18 protein-coding genes are annotated in these 19,872 nt (G+C 74.6%); 8 read left to right on the forward strand and 10 right to left on the reverse strand.

The window, feature by feature from the left end; genetic code table 11:
* Nucleotides 1-73: 73 nt before the first annotated feature.
* Complete coding sequence (locus O7627_RS22660; RefSeq protein WP_278095509.1) at nt 74-571, forward strand: hypothetical protein; 498 nt, start codon at nt 74-76, stop codon at nt 569-571.
* 112 nt (nt 572-683) lie between these two features.
* Here the strand turns inward: O7627_RS22660 and O7627_RS22665 are convergent, their stop codons facing one another.
* Both O7627_RS22665 and O7627_RS22670 read right to left on the reverse strand, forming a co-directional pair.
* A complete protein-coding gene (locus O7627_RS22665) occupies nt 684-1,655 on the reverse strand; it encodes an asparaginase (protein ID WP_278095510.1) in 972 nt (323 codons plus the stop codon).
* A 1-nt stretch (nt 1,656) separates the two neighbouring features.
* Nucleotides 1,657-2,445, reverse strand: coding sequence for a Clp protease N-terminal domain-containing protein (locus tag O7627_RS22670; protein ID WP_278095511.1), 789 nt, complete (start codon nt 2,443-2,445; stop codon nt 1,657-1,659).
* Between the two features lie 154 nt (nt 2,446-2,599).
* Between O7627_RS22670 and O7627_RS22675 the strand changes: the two genes are divergently transcribed.
* The 3 genes from O7627_RS22675 to O7627_RS22685 all read left to right on the forward strand — a co-directional run bounded on the left by O7627_RS22675 (nt 2,600) and on the right by O7627_RS22685 (nt 6,089).
* On the forward strand, nt 2,600-3,100 hold the full coding sequence (locus O7627_RS22675; RefSeq protein WP_278095512.1) for a PepSY domain-containing protein: 501 nt from the start codon (nt 2,600-2,602) through the stop codon (nt 3,098-3,100).
* 89 nt (nt 3,101-3,189) lie between these two features.
* The gene (locus O7627_RS22680) at nt 3,190-5,751 is read left to right on the forward strand and encodes a helicase-associated domain-containing protein (protein ID WP_278095513.1); all 2,562 of its coding nucleotides are present in this window, start codon (nt 3,190-3,192) and stop codon (nt 5,749-5,751) included.
* Between the two features lie 83 nt (nt 5,752-5,834).
* The gene (locus O7627_RS22685; protein ID WP_278095514.1) at nt 5,835-6,089 is read left to right on the forward strand and encodes a hypothetical protein; all 255 of its coding nucleotides are present in this window, start codon (nt 5,835-5,837) and stop codon (nt 6,087-6,089) included.
* Here the strand turns inward: O7627_RS22685 and O7627_RS22690 are convergent.
* On the reverse strand, nt 6,083-6,358 hold the full coding sequence (locus O7627_RS22690) for a hypothetical protein (protein WP_278095515.1): 276 nt from the start codon (nt 6,356-6,358) through the stop codon (nt 6,083-6,085). The genes O7627_RS22685 and O7627_RS22690 overlap by 7 nt on opposite strands.
* A 146-nt stretch (nt 6,359-6,504) precedes the next feature.
* Between O7627_RS22690 and O7627_RS22695 the strand changes: the two genes are divergently transcribed.
* Nucleotides 6,505-7,290: a phosphotransferase gene (locus tag O7627_RS22695; protein ID WP_278095516.1), complete on the forward strand. Its 786-nt coding sequence runs from the start codon at nt 6,505-6,507 to the stop codon at nt 7,288-7,290.
* Between the two features lie 151 nt (nt 7,291-7,441).
* Here O7627_RS22695 and O7627_RS22700 read toward each other — a convergent pair whose 3' ends face one another.
* On the reverse strand, nt 7,442-8,671 hold the full coding sequence (locus tag O7627_RS22700; protein ID WP_278095517.1) for a S8 family peptidase: 1,230 nt from the start codon (nt 8,669-8,671) through the stop codon (nt 7,442-7,444).
* Between the two features lie 253 nt (nt 8,672-8,924).
* On the opposite strand from O7627_RS22700, the gene O7627_RS22705 reads away from it, so the two are divergent.
* The gene (locus tag O7627_RS22705) at nt 8,925-10,751 is read left to right on the forward strand and encodes a long-chain fatty acid--CoA ligase (protein ID WP_278095518.1); all 1,827 of its coding nucleotides are present in this window, start codon (nt 8,925-8,927) and stop codon (nt 10,749-10,751) included.
* A gap of 87 nt (nt 10,752-10,838) precedes the next feature.
* On the opposite strand, the gene O7627_RS22710 is transcribed toward O7627_RS22705, so the two are convergent.
* A complete protein-coding gene (locus O7627_RS22710; RefSeq protein ID WP_278095519.1) occupies nt 10,839-12,143 on the reverse strand; it encodes a low temperature requirement protein A in 1,305 nt (434 codons plus the stop codon).
* Nucleotides 12,144-12,203: 60 nt separating this feature from the next.
* Entirely contained in the window at nt 12,204-13,661 is a 1,458-nt protein-coding gene (locus tag O7627_RS22715) for a PLP-dependent aminotransferase family protein (protein WP_278095520.1), read from the reverse strand.
* 59 nt (nt 13,662-13,720) lie between these two features.
* On the opposite strand from O7627_RS22715, the gene O7627_RS22720 reads away from it, so the two are divergent.
* Together O7627_RS22720 and O7627_RS22725 are read left to right on the forward strand one after the other, a co-directional pair.
* A complete protein-coding gene (locus O7627_RS22720) occupies nt 13,721-14,455 on the forward strand; it encodes a hypothetical protein (RefSeq protein ID WP_278095521.1) in 735 nt (244 codons plus the stop codon).
* Between the two features lie 60 nt (nt 14,456-14,515).
* Nucleotides 14,516-14,974 (forward strand): hypothetical protein, encoded by a 459-nt coding sequence (locus O7627_RS22725; RefSeq protein WP_278095522.1) that lies wholly within the window; start codon nt 14,516-14,518, stop codon nt 14,972-14,974.
* Between the two features lie 151 nt (nt 14,975-15,125).
* On the opposite strand, the gene hisF is transcribed toward O7627_RS22725, so the two are convergent.
* The 4 genes from hisF to O7627_RS22745 all read right to left on the reverse strand — a co-directional run bounded on the left by hisF (nt 15,126) and on the right by O7627_RS22745 (nt 19,872).
* Nucleotides 15,126-15,980 carry an imidazole glycerol phosphate synthase subunit HisF gene (hisF, locus tag O7627_RS22730; protein ID WP_278095523.1) on the reverse strand — a complete coding sequence of 285 codons (855 nt, stop codon included), beginning with the start codon at nt 15,978-15,980 and terminating at the stop codon, nt 15,126-15,128.
* Nucleotides 15,977-17,779, reverse strand: coding sequence for an ABC transporter ATP-binding protein (locus O7627_RS22735; protein ID WP_278095524.1), 1,803 nt, complete (start codon nt 17,777-17,779; stop codon nt 15,977-15,979). The genes hisF and O7627_RS22735 overlap by 4 nt, the downstream gene beginning before the upstream one ends.
* On the reverse strand, nt 17,776-19,626 hold the full coding sequence (locus tag O7627_RS22740; RefSeq protein WP_278095525.1) for an ABC transporter ATP-binding protein: 1,851 nt from the start codon (nt 19,624-19,626) through the stop codon (nt 17,776-17,778). Before O7627_RS22740 ends, O7627_RS22735 begins: the two co-directional genes overlap by 4 nt.
* Before the next feature lie 126 nt (nt 19,627-19,752).
* A complete protein-coding gene (locus O7627_RS22745; RefSeq protein WP_278098381.1) occupies nt 19,753-19,872 on the reverse strand; it encodes an ALQxL family class IV lanthipeptide in 120 nt (39 codons plus the stop codon).

Here is a 19,872-nt window from a genome sequence, read left to right on the forward strand (position 1 = left end):
CGGGTCGCTATGCTCTGGCCGACCGTGGCCGCGATCCTGACGGCGGCGGATCCACGGCATTACGGGGGTTGTGGTGCGGTTTTCGCGGCGGGACCGCGTGCTGGCAGCGGGCGCGGCCGTCGTCGTGCTGGCCGCCGCGGCGGTCTGGCTACTGTGGCCTGAGTCGGATGACGGGCCGGTCCGGGAGCGGCGGTACCGCGACGCCACGGCCTGCCTGCTCACCGACGACCGAGGGCTGACCGGTGAGCCGGCCGCGACGGTCTGGGCCGGCATGCAGGAGGCCTCGACCGCCGACCTGGTCCAGATCCAGTACCTGTCGGTGGCCGGGCCGCAGACCGCGGCCAACGCGCTCACCTACGTCAACACCCTGGCCAGCCAGGACTGCGCCGTCTTCATCGCCGTCGGCGAGATCCCGGTGACCGCGATGGCCGAAGGCCGGTCCAACTTCCCGGCGGCCCGCTACGTCGCGGTCGCCCACGACCCCGGGGACCCGACCATCACCCGGGTCGACGACGCGCCCGCCGAGGACACCCGCGAGGCGATCCGGGAGATCGTCAGCGCGGCCGACTGAGCACCCGGATCGCCGGAGAGTGGCTGAGCTGAGCGCACGGACAGAGCTGAGCGCACGGACAGAGCTGAGCGCACGGACAGAGCTGAGTGCACGGTCAGAGCTGAGTGCACGGTCAGAGCCGGGCGAACCAGTCGCGGGCGACGCGTACCCCGCCGATGTGGCCGAGGGCGACCATCAGGGCGCAACGGGCCTTGCCGGGCGCCAGGCCACGGGCGCCGATCGCCCCCACCTTGGCCGCGATCTCGCCACCCAGCGACTGCTCCGCCAGGTCGACGGGGCGGGTCCGGCAGCGCGAGGCGACCACCACCGGGATGTCCCACTCGGTGAGGTCGCTGATCGTCACCAGCAGGCTGGCCGGCACATTGCCCGCCCCGGTGCCCTCCAGCACCACCCCGCGGGCGCCCGCGTCGACGGCGGCGGTCAGCAGCACCGGGTCGATGCCCGGGTAGGTCTTGATCAGGGCGACGTCCGACTCCGGTTCGCCAACTGCCCGCGGCGGGCGCTGCGGCGGCGCGGCCAACGACTCGACCCGGCCGCCGACCACCCGCCCGACCGGCGGATACGGGGCCGAGGTGACCGCCGCGATACCCGTGGCGTCCACCATGGACACCCGCCGGGCGGCGTGCAGTTCGTCGTCGAGGCAGACCAACACGCCGGCCCCGGCCAGCGCCGGATCGGCGGCGGCGGTCAGCGCCGAGGCCAGGTTGCGCGGACCGTCGGCGGAGAGCTCGTCGCGGTACCGGGTGGCCCCGGTCAGCACGATCCGGCCGCGGTCCGCGGCCTCCCCGACGACCAGGTCGATCAGGTACGCCGTCTCCTCCAGGGTGTCGAGTCCGTGGGTGAGCACCACGCCGTCGTACCCGTCGTCGGCGAGAGCGGCGCGGACCCGGCGGGCCAGCGCGAACATCGTCGCCGGGGTGATGTCCCAGCTCGGTTCGCTCGACACGTCCTCGACGGTCACCTCGGCGGCGAGCAGGTCGGCGGGCACCGCCGCGAGCAGCTCCGCGCCGGTGGCGACGCCGGGCGGGCGGCGTGCGTACGCCATGGTGTCCTTCGTCGCCAGTAGCAGCACCCGGGGCGGCATCTCAGCCGCCCGCCCCGGACCCGGCCGCGTCGAGCCGTTCCTCCAACCGTTCGATCCGGCCGATCAGCGGCCGCAGTTCGCGGCGGACGGCCTCGGCGACCGCGGCCGGCCCGGCCGGCGGCGCCGTCGGGTCGCCTGGCGGTGGCGGCGCGGGCTGCCGGGCGGCCGTCTGGGCGCGCAGGTGGACGTAGCCGGCGAGGGCGGCCGCCACCGCGCGGCGGGTCAGCCGCGGCTCGGCGCCCAGGCCGCGCAGCACCCGGCCGGCCACCCCGTCGGGTTCGGAGATCAGGCCCAGCAGCAGGTGTTCGCAGCCGATGTAGTTGTGCCCGAACGCCGTCGCCTCGGTGACGGTCAGCTCCAGGGCGGCCGCCGCGGGTGCGCTGAACCGCAACCCGCCGTCGGTGGCGTCGCCCTCCCCCGTTGGCCCTCTGACCAGCTCCGCGGCCACCTGGCCGGGCTCGATGTCCACCGCCCGCAGCACGTGCAGGGCCAGGTTGCCGCCCTCGGCGAGCAGGCCGCCGAGCAGCGCCGCGCTGCCCACCGCCGGCGATCCGGCGGCGCGGGCCTGGTCGATGCCGAGCCGCAGCGCCGTCCGGGCCCGGTCGGTGAAGTGCGGCAGCCGGGCCACCAGGTCGGTCTCGTCGAGCTCACCCACGGTGGTCTCCCGGATCGCGGTGATGCGCCGTACGGCCTGCTCCAGCGCCCGCTGGCAGACGGCCGAGACGGGCACCCCGGCCTCCCGGACCGCCTCGGCCAGCTCGTCGGGCAGATACACGTTGATCTTCGGCACACCCAACCCCCGGACTCGAATTCATACCCCCTGTATACCCCCGCTAGGGTTACAAGTCGAGTCTTAACCCGGGCTTAGCGTTGACGCAGCGCGCCGCTATCCCCCTCGGCGGGAACCTCGGGGTCATCAACAACCGAACTCCGAGGAGTACGACATGACACGCAGGACCCTGATGCTGGCCACCGGCGGCGCCGTCGTCGCGATCGCCGTGGTCGGCACGGCGATCGGCGCCGGCGCCGCGGAGCTCGTCACCGGCGGAACCCGGGTGACCCCGGTCGCCGCCGTCGGTCAGGCCACCGAGACGCCGGCAACCCCGGCGACCTCCGCGCCCACCGGTGTCCCGACCGCCACCCCGACCGCCGTCCCCACCGGCACCCCAACGGGTACGCCGACCAGCGCCCCGGCCGGCACGGCCGGGATCGGGCACGACCGGGCTGTCGAGATCGCGCTCGCCGAGGCGGGCGGCGGCCGGGTCGACGAGATCGAGCGGGAGACCGAGCACGGCCGCCAGGTCTGGAGCGTCGAGATCGTCAACGGTGACACCGAGGTCGAGGTCGACGTGGACGCCGAGACCGGCGAGATCGTCAAGGCCGAACGCGAGCCGGCCGACGACGATGACAAGGACGACCGCGACGACGACCGCGACGACGACTGATCGGGCGCCACGCCCGGTGCAACCTGAGGCGATGGCGACCGGAAGGGTAACCTTCCGGTCGCCATCGCCTCCGGAACCGGGAACGGATCATGATCGACGCGACCTGGCTGCGCGCCCTCGGCGAGGCCGAGCTCGACGCCCTGCTGCGACGGCGACCCGACGCGACCGCGGCGCCGCTGCCGGCTTCGCTGGCCGAGCTCGCCGACCGCCTCAACCAGCCACGCTCCCTGATCGCCGCGCTGCGGCAGCTGGACCGCCCCACCCTGCAGGTCGCCGAGGCGCTCGCCGCGCTCGGCGGCGAGGCCGACCGCACCACCCTGGACCGCCTGCTGGGCGTCACCCCCGCCGACCCGGCCGGCGCCGAACCCGCCGGCAGCGCCGCACCCGCCGGCAGCGTTGCCGCTGCGGGCCGGGAGCGGGCCGCGGTGGTGGACCGGGCGTTGGCGACCCTGCACGGGTACGCCCTGCTGACCGACCGGGACCGGCCGCGCCTGACCGAAGCGATGGCCGGTGCGTGGGAGGCGCCCCTCGGTCTCGGCGTACCGGTGGCCGAAGCGGTGCGCTACCACAGCGCCGACGGGCTCCGCCGGTGCCTGCGACTGCTCGACCTCAAGCCGGCCACCCGCAAGGCCGACCTGCTCGCGCAGCTGATCGCCGCGTACCGCGATCCGGAGCTGATCCGCCGGGTGGTGGCGACCGCGCCGCCGGCCACCAGGGAACTGCTGATGAAGTCGGCGCTGACCGGCGAGCCGGTGGCGCAGGAGAGCCACCTCCGCTTCATCCACCTCGGCTACCGGTCCGGCCCGGACCGTCGAGCGGACCCGGCGATCTGGGCCTACGAGCGGGGACTGCTGGTGCCGGGCGGCGACTGGGACGACCACCTTCGCCTTCCGGCGGAGATCGCGCTCGCGCTGCGCGGGCCGGGCTGGACCGCGCCGCTCGACCCGGAACCGCCCCGCCCGTCGACCGCGCCGGTGGCGGCCGACGTGGTGGCCCGGGACGCGGCGGCCGCCGGCGCCGCGGCGCTGCGGGTCGTCTCGGCGCTCGCCGACGAGGCCGGCCGGAGCCCTTTCCCGACGCTCAAGGCGGGCGGGCTCGGGGTCCGGGAGATCCGCCGGCTGGCCAAGCGGATCGGCGGCGCCGAAGCCGAGATCCGGCTCGGGCTGGCCGTCGCCGACCACGCCGGGCTGCTCACCTTCGGACCCGACGGGATGACCCCAACCCAGGGGTACGACGAATGGCTGCGCGGCGAGCCCGCCGACCGGCTCGGCGTGCTGCTGACCGCCTGGTGGGCGATGCCGGCCGTGCCGACCGGCGACGCCGGCGCCGGCTGGACACCCGAGGCCGGCTCGCCCGGGTTGGCCGCGCTGCGGCCGGCCCTGCTGCGGGCCGCGGCCGACCTGTCGACAGGTGACCAGCCGCTGGCCGTGGCGGACCCGGCGGGCCTCGCCGACCTGGTCGCCTGGCGCCACCCGTTCCTGTTCGGCGAGCCGGAGGCGGCGCGGCTGGTGACGGCCTGCTGGGCCGAGGCCGCGCTGTTGGGCGCGGTCGGCGCGGGCGCGCTAAGCGCGGCCGGCCGGGCGCTGGTCGTCGGCGACGACCCGGCGCGCGCCCTCACCGACCTGGGCGGCACCGAACGGACCGTCCGGATCCAGGCCGATCTGACCGCCGTGGTGGCCGGTACCCCGTCGGCCGAGCTGACCGACGTGCTGGACTCCGCCGCCGACCGGGAGTCCCGGGGCACCGCCAGCACCTGGCGGTTCACCCCGGGCAGCGTACGCCGGGCACTGGACGCCGGTACCCGGCCCGACGGACTGCTCGCCGAGCTGGCCGCGGTCGCCACCGGCGGCGTGCTGCCCCAGCCGCTGACCTATCTGGTCAACGATGTCGCCCGCCGGCACGGCGCGGTACGCGGCCAGGACGTCGCCTGCTGCCTGCGCGCCGACGATCCGGCGCTGCTCGCCGAGATCGCCGCCGACCGGCGGCTGCGCGGCCTGGCGCTGCGGGTGCTGGCGCCCACCGTGCTGGCCGGCGGAAGGCCGCTCGCCGAGACGATCAGCGCGCTGCGGGCCGCCGGCTACGCCCCGCTGGCCGAGTCGCCCGACGGCACCCCGATCCTGGAACGGGCCGCCCCCCGCCGCGCCCCCGGTCCCGCAACCGCCGGGACAGCTACCGGCCGAGCACGGTCCGCCAAACCCCGACCCGGCACAGCTGAACCTCGCGCGGCAGGACCCGGTAAGCCGGGCGCGGCCGGGGCGGGAGCCGGCGGGGCTGGCGCGACCGGGGCGGGAGCCCGGCCGGCCGGCAGGTCGAAGAGCGCGGGCGGCTCCGGTCGGCCGGAGCCGGCGGAGTTGGCCCGTACCCTGCTGGGCCGCCCGGACCAGGCGGCCGGGCCGCGGTCGCGGTCGCTGCCCGTGGTGCAGGCCGAGGCGCCGCAGCTCACCATCGGTCCGGCCCGGATACTGGCGCACGCGATCGACAGCGGCGGGCCGGTCCGCATCGACTATGTCAACCAGGCCGGCAACGTCAGCAACCGGGTCATCGAGAGCATCGAACTCGCCGGCACGTCCATCTTCGCCTGGTGTCGGATGCGGCAGGACGAGCGGATGTTCAACCTCTCCCGGATCCTCGCGGTGGGCCCGGCCGACTAGCGCGTTCGGGAAGCCGGGGGCGCGGACCGGACCGGAATACCGGTCAGGAATCGAGAAGCACCGGCCGCGGCGGCGCGGTTAGCGTGACCATCGTCAGCGCCGTCGATGAGGAGTTCCCGGTGAACTGGAACAGGTGGATCCGACAACTGCACCGTTGGCTCTCGATCACCTTCGTGGTGACCGTCGTGATCGTGACGGTGGCGGTGGTGGGGCAGGAGGAGCCGGCCGAGTGGGTGTTCTACCTGCCGCTGCTCCCGCTCGCCCTGCTCACCTTCTCCGGCCTCTACCTCTTCGCCCTTCCCTACACGACTCGCCGTCGTCCCCGGCAGAGTCAGTAGATCTTCGGGGCGCAGGGGGCCGGATGGGGTAGGCGTTTGGCGCAGCGGGCGCCGCCGGCCAGGAGACGGTCGCAGAAGACGCGGTGGTGCTCGTGCTGGGCGTCCTCGGCCGAGACCGTCACCTCGCCGGCGTCGAGTTCGGGTAGGAACGACAGCGACTCGGTGAGCCGGGCGGCCAGGTCGGTGGCGGCGGCGAGGCTGCCCACCCCGACGCGGAGGTGGATCACGTGACCGGGCTGCCCGTCGTCGAAGCGGCGCAAGCTGTGCATCGCCGAATCCCTCCCGCCTGGGATCGAAGGCTCCGGAAAACAGAGCCGGGCATTTGTCGGAAATCATATAGACGTATCGGGGCATTTCAGGTATGCCACACGCGAAAGCGCTCGCCGGGGCCGGCCGCGGCTGACAGACTGCCGGCGTGCCCGACGAGATGCCGCTGACCGGAGGGAACGTCAGCGCCGGGGTGGTCCGGGTCGGGGACACCGTCCGGCGACCGGCCGGCCCGTGGACGCCCGCCGTGCACGCGTACCTCGACCACCTGCACGCCGTCGGCTTCGACGCCGCCCCCCGGCCGCTCGGCATCGACGAGCGCGGCCGGGAGGTGCTCACCTACGCCCCGGGCGTGGTGCCCTGGCCGGACCGGTTCGACCTGCTGGAGCCGGCCGACCAGCTGGCCCGGGTCGGCCGGCTGCTGCGCGACCTGCACGACGCGGCCGAGGGCTTCACCCCGCCGGCCGACGCCCGCTGGCAGGTGCTCATCCCGGACGGCGGCGACCCCGTCCGCGACGGCGGCGGGATCGTCGTACACCACGACCCGGCCCCGTGGAACCTGGTGGTCGGCGACCGGTGGGTGCTGATCGACTGGGACATGGCCGCGCCGGGCACCCGGCTGTGGGACCTGGCGTACGCGGCCCGTGGGTTCGTTCCGCTCGCCGCCCACCCCGACTGGCGGCGCCCGGACGCGTCGGACCGGCTGCGGGTGCTTGTCGACGCGTACCGGCTGGACGAGGCGGGGCGCCGCCGGCTGGTGCGGCTGCTGGCCAGCCGGGCGGCCGCCATGCACGACCTGCTGGCCCGGGAATCCGCCCGCGGCGTCGAGCCGTGGGCGCGGCTGTGGCGCGAGGGACACGGCGAGTCCTGGCGGGCCGACGCGGAGTACGCCGCGACGCACGCCGACCGCTGGCTGGCCGCCCTGCTCGACTGAGTCCGGTGCTGTCGCCGGAGAAGCGCTTGTTGACGGATCGGGTCGCGGAGGCCGCGCGGCCGTGCCGGGCAAGCCCGGCGCCACCGGCGGGCGCGGGGGGAGCCGGCGGGCGCCGGCTCCCCCCGCGGGGCGGAGCTGTGGTCGTACCCGATCAGTTGACGACGAAGAGCAGCCGGTTCGGCGAGCCGGAGCCGGGGCTGGTGACCACGTTCGTGGTCGCGTTGTTGTAGAGGTAGTCGCGGACCTGGCTCGGGGTGTACGACGGGTTGGCCGACAGCACCAGGGCCGCGGCGCCGGCCACGTGCGGGGCCGCCATCGACGTACCGTTGATGCTGCGGGTCGCGGTGTTGCTGTTGTACCAGGCCGACGTGATCGCCGAGCCGGGCGCGAAGATGTCCAGGCAGGTCCCGTAGTTGGAGTACGACGCGCGGGCGTCGGTGCTGGTCGTGGCGCCGACCGTGATCGCCGAGCCGACCCGGGCCGGCGACGAGTTGCAGGCGTTGGCGGTGGAGTTGCCGGCCGCCACCGCGTAGCTGATCCCCGAGGCGATCGAGTTCGCCACCGCGTTGTCGAGCGTGCTGCTGGCGCCGCCGCCGAGGCTCATGTTCGCCACCGCCGGCCGGACCGCGTTCGAGGTCACCCAGTTCACGCCGGCGATGACCCCGGCGGTGGTGCCGCTGCCCGAGCAGTTGAGCACCCGGACGGCGACCAGCCGGACGCCCTTGGCCACGCCGTACGCGCTGCCGCCGACGGTGCCGGCCACGTGCGTGCCGTGACCGTTGCAGTCGTTGGCGGTGCCGCCCGAGGTGACCGCGTCGTAGCCGGTGCTGGCCCGGCCGCCGAAGTCGTTGTGGGTGAGCCGGATGCCGGTGTCGATGATGTACGCCCGCACGTTGCTGGCCGTGTTCGGGTAGGTGTAGGAGTTGTTCAACGGCCGGGACCGCTGGTCGATCCGGTCCAGCCCCCACGACGGCGGGTTGGTCTGGGTGGCGGCGATCGAGATCACCTGGTCCTGCTCCACGTAGGCGACGTCCGGGCTGGCGGCCAGCCGGCGGGCGGCCGACGCGCTCATCTTCGCCTCGAAGCCGTTGACGGCCGCGCCGTAGACCCGCGCCACGCTGCCGCCGTACCGGGCGGTCAGCGCCTTGGCCCGGGACGGCACCGCGGACGCCGCGAGGGCGGTGCCGGCGCGGGCGCCGACGGCGCTGTCCTTGAGCACCACGATGTAGCTGCCGGCGACGGCGGTCGGGCTGTCGGCGTACCGGACGTCGCCGGTGGGTGCGGCGACGGCCGGACCGGCGGTGGCGACCACCCCGGTCGCCACGGCCGCGAAGATGCCGAGCGCGGCCCGGCGTCCGTACCGCATGTCGGGGAGTTTCATTCTCCCGCTCCTCCCTGACCGTCCGGGGGTTGGACGGATCGAGAGGAGCCTATTGAGCGCGACGCCGGAGACGGATATACCGGAATACCCATATCATTCGACGGCGGGACGCACCGGGCAGAGCGCCGGCCGGCGGCGACCGGAGCCGGTCGGTCTCGGGGCTAGCCGAGGCGCGGCCGGACGCAATACCCTTCGGTAACCGCTAGTCAACGTGACCCCCGTCACGAACCGATAACCGGAGGCTGCCCCCACCATGGCTCTCGAAGTGCCGTACCGTTCCATCCCCGACATGTTCCTACGCCGCGTCGCGGCGAGCCCGGACCGCGAGGCGTTCGCGCACCCGAACGCCGACGACTCCGCCCCGGTCTGGTTGACCTGGGAGACGGTCGGCCAGCGGGCGAAGGCGATCGCCGCCGGACTCCGCGGCCTGGGCGTCGGCCACGAGGACCGGGTGGCGATCCTGGCCAACACCCGCCTGGAGTGGGTCCTCGCCGACCTCGGGATCCTGTGCGCCGGCGCCGCCACCACCACCGTCTACCCCACCACCGAGCCCGAGGACGCGACCTACATCGTCGCCGATTCCGGGTCCCGGGTGCTGATCGCCGAGAACCCCACCCAGGCCGGCAAGATGGCCGGGGCCGTACCGGCCGGGCTGACCCACGTGGTGCTCATCGACGGGACGCCCGACCCGGCCGCCACTCCCCCGCAGCTCAGCCTCGCCGACCTGGAGGACCGCGGCGCCCAGGCGTTGGCCGCCGAGCCGGACCTGGTCGACAAGATCGTCGCGGAGATCGAGCCGGACCACCTGGCCACGCTGATCTACACCTCCGGCACCACCGGCCGCCCGAAGGGCGTCGAACTGCTGCACCGGGGCTGGTGCTGGGAGGCGGTGGCGCAGGCCGAGCTGGGCCTGCTCCGCGAGGAGGACCTGCAGTATCTCTGGCTGCCGCTGTCGCACTCGTTCGGCAAGACGCTGCTCTGCGGGGTCATCCACGTCGGGCTGCCCACCTACGTCGACGGCCGGGTCGACAAGCTGGTCGAGCTGCTCAGCGTGGTGCGGCCGACGCTGATGTGCGGCGCCCCGCGGGTCTACGAGAAGGTCTACAACAAGTCGGTCACCACCGCCCAGTCGGCCGGCGGCGCCAAGGCCAAGATCTTCGCCTGGGCGGTCCGGACCGGCAAGGAGAAGGTCGCCCTGGAGCAGGCCGGCAAGCCGGTACCGGGCAGCCTGCAGCTGCGCTACCGGATCGCCGAGAAGCTGGTCTTCAGCAAGCTGCAGGCCCGCCTCGGCGGACGCATCCGGGTGCTGGTCTCCGGGGCGGCGCCGCTGAGCAAGGAGATCGGCGAGTTCTTCGCCGCCGCGAACCTGCCGATCTCCGAGGGGTACGGGCTGACCGAGACCAGCGCCGGGAACTTCGTCAACCGGGCCGAGGCGATCCGGATCGGCACCGTCGGCCAGGCGATGGGCGACCTGGAATGCAAGATCGACTCGGATGGCGAGGTCCTGCTGCGGGGCGCACCGGTGATGCGCGGCTACCACAACCTGCCGGCCGAGACCGCGGCCGCCTTCACCGAGGACGGCTACTTCCGCACCGGTGACATCGGCGAACTCGACGCCGACGGCTACCTCAAGATCACCGACCGGAAGAAGGACCTGGTCAAGACCTCGGGCGGCAAGTACATCGCGCCGTCGCACATCGAGGGCGTGTTCAAGGCGCTCTGCCCGTACACCTCGCAGGCCGTGGTGATCGGGCAGGCCCGCAACTACTGCACCATGCTTGTCACGCTCGATCCGGACGCGATCACCGCCTGGGCGGCCGGCGGGCCGCTGGCCGGGCGCCCGTACACCGAGATCGTCACCTCGGCCGAGGCGGCGGCGATGGTCGACGACTACGTCAAGCAGCTCAACGCGAAGCTCAACCGCTGGGAGACGGTCAAGAAGGTCACCATCCTGCCGCGGGACCTGACCATCGAGGACGGCGAGATGACGCCGTCGCTGAAGATCAAGCGGCGCGGCGTGGAGACCAACTTCGCCGCCGAGATCGACAAGATGTACGAGGGCACGCTGGCCGAGCTCTGACCGGCTCCGGTGGGAGGGCGCGGCACCCGCCCTCCCACCGGACACTCCCCGCCCGGAGCCCCACGTCCGGGCGGATCACTGCGCCGGTCAGCGGTGGCGACGCCGCCAGGCGGTCTCCCGGGCCTCGTGGGCGACCTGCTCCTGCAGCACCGCGCCCCGCACCGCACGCCTCGACCCGGCGAGCACCCAGCGCTCCACCAGCACCAACCCGAGGCAGAGACCGGCCAGCAGGACGAGCAGGCCCAGCGCCGGCACGGCACCCGTCGCCGGGATCAGCAGCCCGAGCAGCACGATGGTGACGACCCGGCTCCAGAGCACCGTACCGAGCATCCGCAACTGGAAACCGAGGTGCCCGAGCAGGAAGACGGCCACCCCGCCGAAGAGGACCGCCCGGTCGATCACCTGCAGCGGGCCGTCGGGCCCGGCGGCGGGCGGCTGCACGATGTGCTGCAGCACCTCCCGCACCCCGAGGGAGAGCAGGATGATCCCGGCGATCATCGGCAGGTGCAGGTAGGTGTAGGCGTCCCGGGCCAGGATGCCGCGGGCGGCTCCCCTGGCGTCGTGCAGCGCCTGCTCGGCGGCGAGGGCGATGAAGTCGAAGTAGAACCACCAGAGCGACGCGGTGATCACGAGGCCGGCCAGCCCGACCCCGAGCACGGACCAGCTCACCGGCGACAGGACGAGCTCCCCGCTACCGCCGACCGAGATGATCGACTCGCCGAGCGCCACGATGATGATCAGGCCGTGCCGCTCCGCCCAGTGGCCGGCCGAGATGATCCGCCAGCCCTGCGCCCCGACGGTCGCCGCCGCACCGTATTCGATGCCGACGGCGAGCGTCCAGAGCGTCGCCTTGACCGGGAACGGCTGGGTCGAGCCGACCGTCAACGAGATCAGCGCGGAGGCCGTCAGCAGCAGCACCGCGGCGAGCGCGGGCAGCCCGACCCGCAGCAGGTGCCGCCGCAGTCCGGGCTGGCCGTGGTTGGCGTACCAGAGGGTTCCCACGTGCAGCGACCGGACGACCAGGTAGCAGACCGGGAAGACCAGCGGTCCGGAGATCCCGCCGGGCTTGTCGACGATGGTCTCCGGGGCGGTGACGGCCACCACCAGGATCGCGGCCACCGCGACGAACAGGACCGCCGGCATGAAGCCCTGGTCGATCCGGACCAGGTTGCCGACCCAGGTGAAGGAGCACCAGCACCACCAGAGCAGCATCAGCAGCAACATGCCCCGGATCAGGCCGCGCTCGGTGAGGTCGTCGGCCATCAACCGGGTCACGTTCAGGAAGGCGAAGACGAAGACCAGGTCGAAGAAGAGCTCCAGCCGGGTGACGCGGGCGCCCTCGGCCAGCGGCAGCAGCTGCTTCGCGGTCTTGCGGTCCTCGGGTCCGCCCACCGGCCCAGTCTGGCAGCCGAAAGGAACAATTAGGTTTTTTCGCCCCGAGCGGAGCGGGGCTCAGGCGATCACGGCCGGCTCCCGCCAGCGCGGCCGGGCGGTCTGGTCGAGGTCGTAGCGAACCGCCGCGATCCGGCGTACCGCCTCCACCAGCTCCTCGGCGGGCAGCGTGAAGGGCAGCCGCAGGAACCGTTCGAGCGTGCCGTCCAGCCCGAACCGGGGCCCCGGGGCCAGCCGTACGCCGACCTCCTCGGTGGCCCGCGCCAGCGCGCTGGAGATCGGCCCGTCCAGCTCGGTCCAGAGGGTCACCCCACCCCGGGGAACCGTCACCCGCCAGTCCGGCAGGAACTCCCGCAGCGCCGCCACCAGCGCGTCCCGGCGGCCGGCGAGCTCGGCCCGCCGGGCGGCCACGATCGCGTCGGCGTCGGCCAGCAGGTGCACCGCCAACAGCTGGTCGAGCACCGGGTTGGCCATGTCGACCCCGACCCGGGCGGCGGCCAGCCGCTGCACCTGCGGAGCGGCGGCCCGGACCCAGCCGATCCGCAGACCGCCCCAGTACGGCTTGCTCATCCCGCCGATGGTGACCACCCGGGAGTGCCGGTCGAACACCGCGGTCGGCGCCGGCATCGCCGTGCCGTCCAGCGGCAGATCCACGAACGACTCGTCGACCACCAGGTCGGTGCCGGTGGCCTGGGCCGTGGCGACCAGCCGCTCGCGCAGGTCGACCGGCATCAGGTGTCCGGTCGGGTTCTGGAACTCCGGAATCAGGTAGGCCAGCCGGGGTCGGGTCTGGCGCAGGCTACCCAGCAGCAGGTCGGCGTCCCAGCCACCGGCGTCGGCGGCCAGTCCGTGCGTGGTCAGCCGAGCCCGCCGGGCGGCCAGCGCGGCCAACGCGTTCGGATAGGTCGGCGATTCGACCAGGACGCCCGCGCCGGCCGGCAACGTGAGCCGCAGAACCAGATCGAGCGCGTGCTGGGTGCCGTTGGTGATCATGATCTGCTCGGCACTGGTCGGCAACCCCCGCCGGGTGTACGCCGCGGCGACCGCCTCCCGCAGCTCGCCGATACCGGTCGGGTGATAGCCGGCCCCACCGAGGTAGCGGGGCAGCTCCTCGGCGGCGGCCCGGGCCGCCGACAGCAACTCGACCGGGGCGGCCGGCGCGGCGCAGCCCAGGTCGATCATGTCGAGGTCGTCGAGCGGGGTCCAGAGACCGGAGCTGGCCACCCGGTGCCCGCCGGGCAGGGTGGTCCAGCTCCCGGCGCCGCGCCGGCTGGTCACATGACCGCTCTCGCGCAACTCCCGGTACGCGGCGGTGACCGTGGTCCGGCTCACCCGCAGCGCCTCGGCCAGCTCCCGCTCGGCCGGCAGCCGGACCCCGAGCGGAAGCCGGGCGTCGGCGATCAGGCCACGGACCGCGGCCGCCAGGGCGGCGTAGTCCGGACTGCGGCGACGGCCGGGCAATGCGTGCCACTGCCCCAGCAGACGAGCCAATTGCGTCCCCCGCACGAGGCTAGTCATGGCCACCTCCGCGATATTGGCTCTTACCCTCGGCCTAATTGGCCCTCAGAGTGGCACGCATGGCAGATATTGGCAACACCGATCGGACCAGCGACACCGGTCGGACCAGCAACACCAGTCGGACCGGCAACACCGACCGGCTTCCCCGCCGGCTGGTCCAGCTCTACGCCGGACTCGCGCTGTACGGGATCAGCATGGCGCTGATGATCGAGTCGTCACTCGGCCTGAACCCCTGGGACGTCCTGCACCAGGGGCTGACCAACCTCACCGGGCTCTCCTTCGGCACGGTCACCATTCTGGTCGGTGCCGGGGTGCTGCTGCTGTGGATCCCGCTGCGTCAGCGCCCGGGGCTGGGCACGGTCAGCAACGTGATCGTCATCGGCCTGGTGGTGGACGCCGCGCTGGCGCTGCTGCCGGCCGGCGGGTCGTTGCCCGCCCGGATCGCCCTGCTGGCCGGCGGAATCCTGCTCAACGGCGTCGCCACCGGGCTCTACCTGGGCGCCCGGTTCGGCCCCGGACCCCGCGACGGGCTGATGACCGGCTATGTCGCCCGCCGGCCGGGCCGGTCGATCCGGCTGGTCCGTACGGTTATCGAGGTGACCGTGCTGGCCGTCGGCTGGCTGCTCGGCGGCACCGTCGGGGTCGGCACGGTGGCCTACGCGCTGGCCATCGGACCGCTGGCGCACGTCTTCGTTCCGCTGTTCCAGCTTCCCAGCATTCGGAACGACAACGATATCGTTCCGGATCGGCCAGCCCTGGTTAACCGGCCCGCAGGGGCTCCCGGACATGAATGAGTGGACGAACACGGTGGGGCAGTCGTTCCCTCCCCGGCGGTAACCCGGCATCATTTCCCCATGGGGGACGAGGGATGGCGGTGGTCCGATGCCTGGATCTTCGTGTCGCTGGTCATCGCCGGCGGCGCCGGACGACACCGCCGCGCACCGTCGAGCCGGCGTCCCGAGGGGGTCCGGCTCACCGACGTGCTCTCCACCGCAGACCACCTCAACCACGCCATCCCGGCGCGGCAGGAGGTTGAGGCGGCGGTGCGCCGGCTGATCGGCGCCGATCTGATCACCGTCACCGACGGCTGGTTCCGGGTCACCCCGACCGGCGAGCGGCTCTGGCGGACCCGGCCGCACGGCGGCCTGTCGACCACCGTCGAGACCATGCACAACGTGCTCACCCGCCGGCACCCGCCCGGCACCGCGGAGTGGGAGCTGGACGAGGAGGAGCACGCCGCCGCCGTCCAGGAGTACGCCGCCCGGGTACGGATCCCGGCCCCGCGCCGCTCCCCCGAGAACGACGGCCGGTAGGCCGGAACCGCCCGCCCGCCGATACCGGCCCTCGCCGGCTGATGGCGGACCTCGCCCGCCGCTTGCGAACCTCGCCGGCTACCGGAATGCGGGCCAGTGTTCCGCCCCGCGACGTGGAGGTAATCCCCGTCCTTTCAGGGCGGAGGGGAGGTCAATGCCGGACCGGGTGGCCAGCCAACTGCAGGGCGTCCTTGACCTCGCCGACCGTGAGCTCGCCGAAGTGGAAGACGCTCGCCGCCAGCACCGCGTCGGCGCCGGCCGCCACCGCCGGCGGGAAGTGCGCCACCGCCCCGGCGCCACCGCTGGCGATCACCGGGATGTCGACCGCCTCCCGTACCCGGGCGATCAGCTCCAGGTCGAACCCGGTCTTCGTCCCGTCGGCGTCCATCGAGTTCAGCAGAATCTCGCCGGCGCCGAGCTCGGCTGCCCGCCGGGCCCACTCGACGGCGTCGATGCCGGTGCCCCGCCGCCCGCCGTGGGTGGTCACCTCGAAACCGCTCGCCGGCACCGCCTCACCCGCGCCGCCACCAGTCAACCCGCCGTCGGCGGCCACCGCGCCGCCACCAGCCGCCCCGCCGCCGGTCACCGCGGCGGGCCGGGTCAGCCGGCGTACGTCGAGGGAGAGCACCAGCACCTGGCGGCCGAACCGGTCGGCGATCTCGGCGATCAGCTCCGGCCGGGCGATCGCGGCGGTGTTCACCCCGACCTTGTCGGCACCGGCCCGCAGCAGGGTGTCCACGTCGGCCACCCGGCGCACCCCGCCGCCGACCGTCAGCGGGATGAAGACCGACTCGGCCGTGCGGCGTACCACGTCGAGCATGGTGCCCCGGTCGTCGGAGGAGGCCGTCACGTCCAGGAAGGTCAGCTCGTCGGCGCCCGCGCGGTCGTAGGCGGCGGCCAACTCGACCGGGTCGCCGGCGTCGCGCAGGTCCAGGAAGTTGATCCCCTTGACCACCCGGCCGGCGTCCACGTCCAGGCAGGGGATGACCCGCACCGCAACCGTCATGGACGCAGCGTACCCGGCGCGCCGCCGGCGACCCGCGTCCCGGACAGCCCGGCGGGCGGCAGCCAGTGGCCGACCAGTTCGGCGTAGAGCGGCGACTCGGCGACCAGCCGATCGTGCCCGCCCAGCAGCGGGGTGGCCTCGCCGAGCAGCAGAATCCGGCCGGCCCGGCGGGCCGAGCTGATCCGGTGGGCGACGACGACGAGCACCCCGCCCCGGTCGGCGAAGGCCCGCTCGACCCGATCCTCCGTACGCGGGTCGAGGTGGCTGGTCGCCTCGTCCAGCACGACCACCGTCGCCGGCGTCAGGTAGGCCCGGACCAGCGCCACCAGCTGCCGCTCGCCCTCCGACAGGGCAGCCCCGCCCGGGCCGACGGCCGCGTCGTAGCCGCCGAGCCGGTCGACAAGCGGGGACAGGCCGAGCAGCCGGCAGGCGTCGTCGAGCGCCGGGGCCGGGCGCGGGCCGGACAGGTAGCAGAGGTTGTCGCGCAGCGTGCCGTCGAAGACGTACGCCTGTTGCGGGATGACGGCCAGCTCGCGGCGCCGAAGCTGCGGCGGCAGCCGGCCCACGTCGATCCCGGCGAACTCCACCCGCCCCGAACCGGCCGGCAGCTCGCCGGTGATCAGCCGGGTCAGCGTCGACTTGCCGACCCCGCTCGGTCCCACCACAGCCAGATGGTCGCCCGGCACCAGCCGGAGCGAGAACCGGTCCAGCACCGGGGCCGCGGCCCGGCCGTACCGGAAGGTCACCTCGTGGAGGGTGACCGACGTCGCGCCGGACACCGGCGCGACCGCCCCCGGGTGCGCGGGTGGCCCGGGGAGCGCGACCGCCCCGGGGGGCGCGGGCGGTCCGGCCGGCGGGACAGCGGTCCGGCCGGCGTCCCGCAGCCGGGCCAGCACCACCGCCAACTGGACCAGCCAGGGGCCGATCGTGGCGGTCAGCGTGATCAACGCCGGGAGCAGCCGGGCCGCGACGTAGCTGACGGCGCCGACCGCCGCCCCGGCGCTGAGCGTCCCGGCGCGTAGCTGGCCCGGGATGACCAGCAGCAGCAGGAGCAACGGCAGGTAGCCGCCGACCGCCACCGCCGCGGTCCGGCCGGCCGCGGTCCGCGCCATCGCGGCGGTGGCGGCGGTCTGCCGGTCGATCGCGGCGAACAGCTCGCCCCGGGCCCGGTCCGCCGCGTTGTTGGCGGTGATGTCGCGCACCGCCCCGAACAGTCGGCCACCCACCTCGGTCAGCGACTCCTCAGCGGCCAGCGCGTCGAGTTGCCGGGCGCGCAACCGGCGGACCACGGCGGCGAAGACCAGCGCGGCGCCGACCAGGCAGCCGCCGACCAGCGCGCCGAGCCCCGGCGCCAGCAGGGCCAGCCCGGCGACGGCCGCGACCAGGCTCAGCACCCCCTGCCGGAGGCCCCGCAGCAGGGCCGACGCCAACCCCCGGGCGGTGTCCACCTGGGTGGTCACCTGGGCCACCACCGCGGTGTCGACCGGCTGCCCGAGCACCGCCGAGCGGAGACTGCCGGCCACCACCCCGGCCAGCAGCCGGTCCCGCAGCGGCTCCACCACCGCGGCCAGCCACGGAAACACCGCCCGGGTGGCCAGCCCGGCAGTGAGCTGGGCGAGCCCGAGCAGCCCGATCAGGGCGAGGCCGAGGCCGACCCGGCCGGCGCCGAACCCGTGATCGATCGCGGCCGCGATGAGCAGACCGAACAGCAGGTCGGGCAGGGACTCCAGCACCGACCAGCCGGCGATCCGGGCCACCGCCCGCCGGTTCACCCGCTGCGGACCGGCGGGCGCGGTCATGCCGCCGCTCCGAACACGGTCCGGTAGTCGGGCTCGGCCCACAGCAGATCGTGCCGGCCGGTGGCGCGCACCCGGGCGCCGTCCAGCCAGACCACCAGGTCGGCGGCGGCGGCGATGCCGGGTCGGTGGGTCACGATGAGCCGGGTGCCGCCGTCGCGCTGCGCGGTCAGCGCCCGGCCGATCCGGGCCTCGGTGGCCGTGTCCAGACTGGCGGTCGCGTCGTCCAGGACCAGGATCGGGGTACGGCGGGCGAACGCCTGCGCCAGGCCCAGGCGCTGCAGTTCGCCGCCGGACAGTGGCGCGTCCGACCAGCGGGTCTCGTAACGGGCCGGCAGCCGCCGGATGAACTCGTCCGCGCCGGCCAGTCGGGCGGCGTCGGCCGCCGCCCGCACCGGCAACTCCCCCGGTACGCCGTACCCGATCATCGCCCGGATGGTGCCGCCCAGCCGGGCCGGCTCAGCGAAGGCGTAACCGACCAGGCCGCGCAGGGTGTGGTCGGTCAGCGCGGTGGTCGGCACCCCGTTGAGAAGCACCTCGCCGGCGTCCGCGTCGGCCAGCCGGCCGAGCAGCGCGGCCAGCGCGCTCTTGCCGGTCCCGTTCGCCCCGACCAGGGCGACCACCGAGCCGGCGGGCAGGCACAGGTCCACCCCGGTCAGGACCGGCGCCTGCGGCGGACCGATCCGCACCCCGCGCAGCCGGATCTCCACCCCGCCCGCCGCCGTTTCCACCGTGCCGTCCGACGCGGCGACCGCGCGGTCCGGCGCCACGGCCGGCGCGGGTGCCGGCGCCCCGGGCGGCGCGGGTGCCGGCGCCACGGCCGGCGCGGGTGCCGGCGCCACGGCGGGCGCGGAGGTGTCCGCCGGGGTGGCGGGTGGGGTGGGCACGGCGTCGAGTACCGCGGCGATCCGGGCGCCGGCGGCCCGCGCCTGGGCCAGCAGCAGCACCGAGTCCACCTGAGTCAGGGCGCCGAGCACCAGGGCCAGGTAGCCGGCCACCGCCACCAGCCCGGCCGCCGGGAGCCGGCCGGCGGCGACCGCGACGCCGGTCGCGGCCAGTACGGCCACCTCGGCGGTCGGCAGCAGCAGACCGATCCGCCACATCGCGCGGCGCTGCTGGGCCCAGGCCTGCAGGCCGGCGTCGCGCAGGTCGGGCAGCGGCGCGAGCACCCGGTCGATCTCCCGGTCGACGGTGCCGGCGGCCCGGATGGTGCGGATCCCGCCGAGCGCGTCGGCGAGCCGAGCGGCGATCGTCGCCTGGATCGCCTGGTAGTCGCCGAAGAGCCGGCTGAACCGGACCAGCAGCGTCCGCATCACCAGCAGCAGGGTCGGGATCGCCAGTGCGACGAGCAGGGCCAGCCGCGGGTCGTACCAGCCGATCGCGACGATGCCGGCGACGGCGGTCACCAGCGTCACCACGACGGAGAGCGCCACCGGTACCACGGCGGCGGCGTGCCCGGCGCCGGTGGAGAGCCGGGCGGTGAGGTCGCCGGCGGCGAAGCTGCGCGCGCCGGCCGGGCCGAGGTCGAGCACCGCCGCGGCCAGTCGGCGGCGCAACATTCCGGCGGTACGGGCGACCACCGCACCGCCGTACCCGATGGCCACCGTCTCGGCGAGCACCGCGGCGGCGACCAGCGCGGCCAGCATCCCGACGAGGTGCCCGGCCGGCCGGCCGGCGGCGTACCTGGTGACGGCCTGCGCGGTCACCGCGGGCAGCGCGAGCGCCACGCCGGCCCGGGTCAGGCTGGCGGCCACCAGCAGCGCGGTCGGCCCCCGGGCCTGCCGGGCGACGGCCAGCAGCAACCGGTCCCCGGCGCGGCTGCCGGTCGGCGGTTGCTCTGCGGACGTCACGCGCTCCTCCTGCCTGGCTGCCGGGTCCGGTGGTGCGGGGCGGGGTGGCGGATGTCGGCGGGTGGGCACGTCGGGGCGGCCGGGTGGGCCGCCCCGACGATCTCGTTCGGCTCAGCGGAGCATGGCTCAGAAGAGCGTCCACGAGCACGTCCACGCGCACGTCCAGCCGCACCCGCCGGGCGGGGCGATGACGTCCATCCGCTCCTCGCCCTCGAGCATCTGCAGGGCAGCGATGTCGTTCTCCAT

This window comes from Solwaraspora sp. WMMD1047, assembly GCF_029626155.1.
GTDB lineage: Bacteria > Actinomycetota > Actinomycetes > Mycobacteriales > Micromonosporaceae > WMMD1047.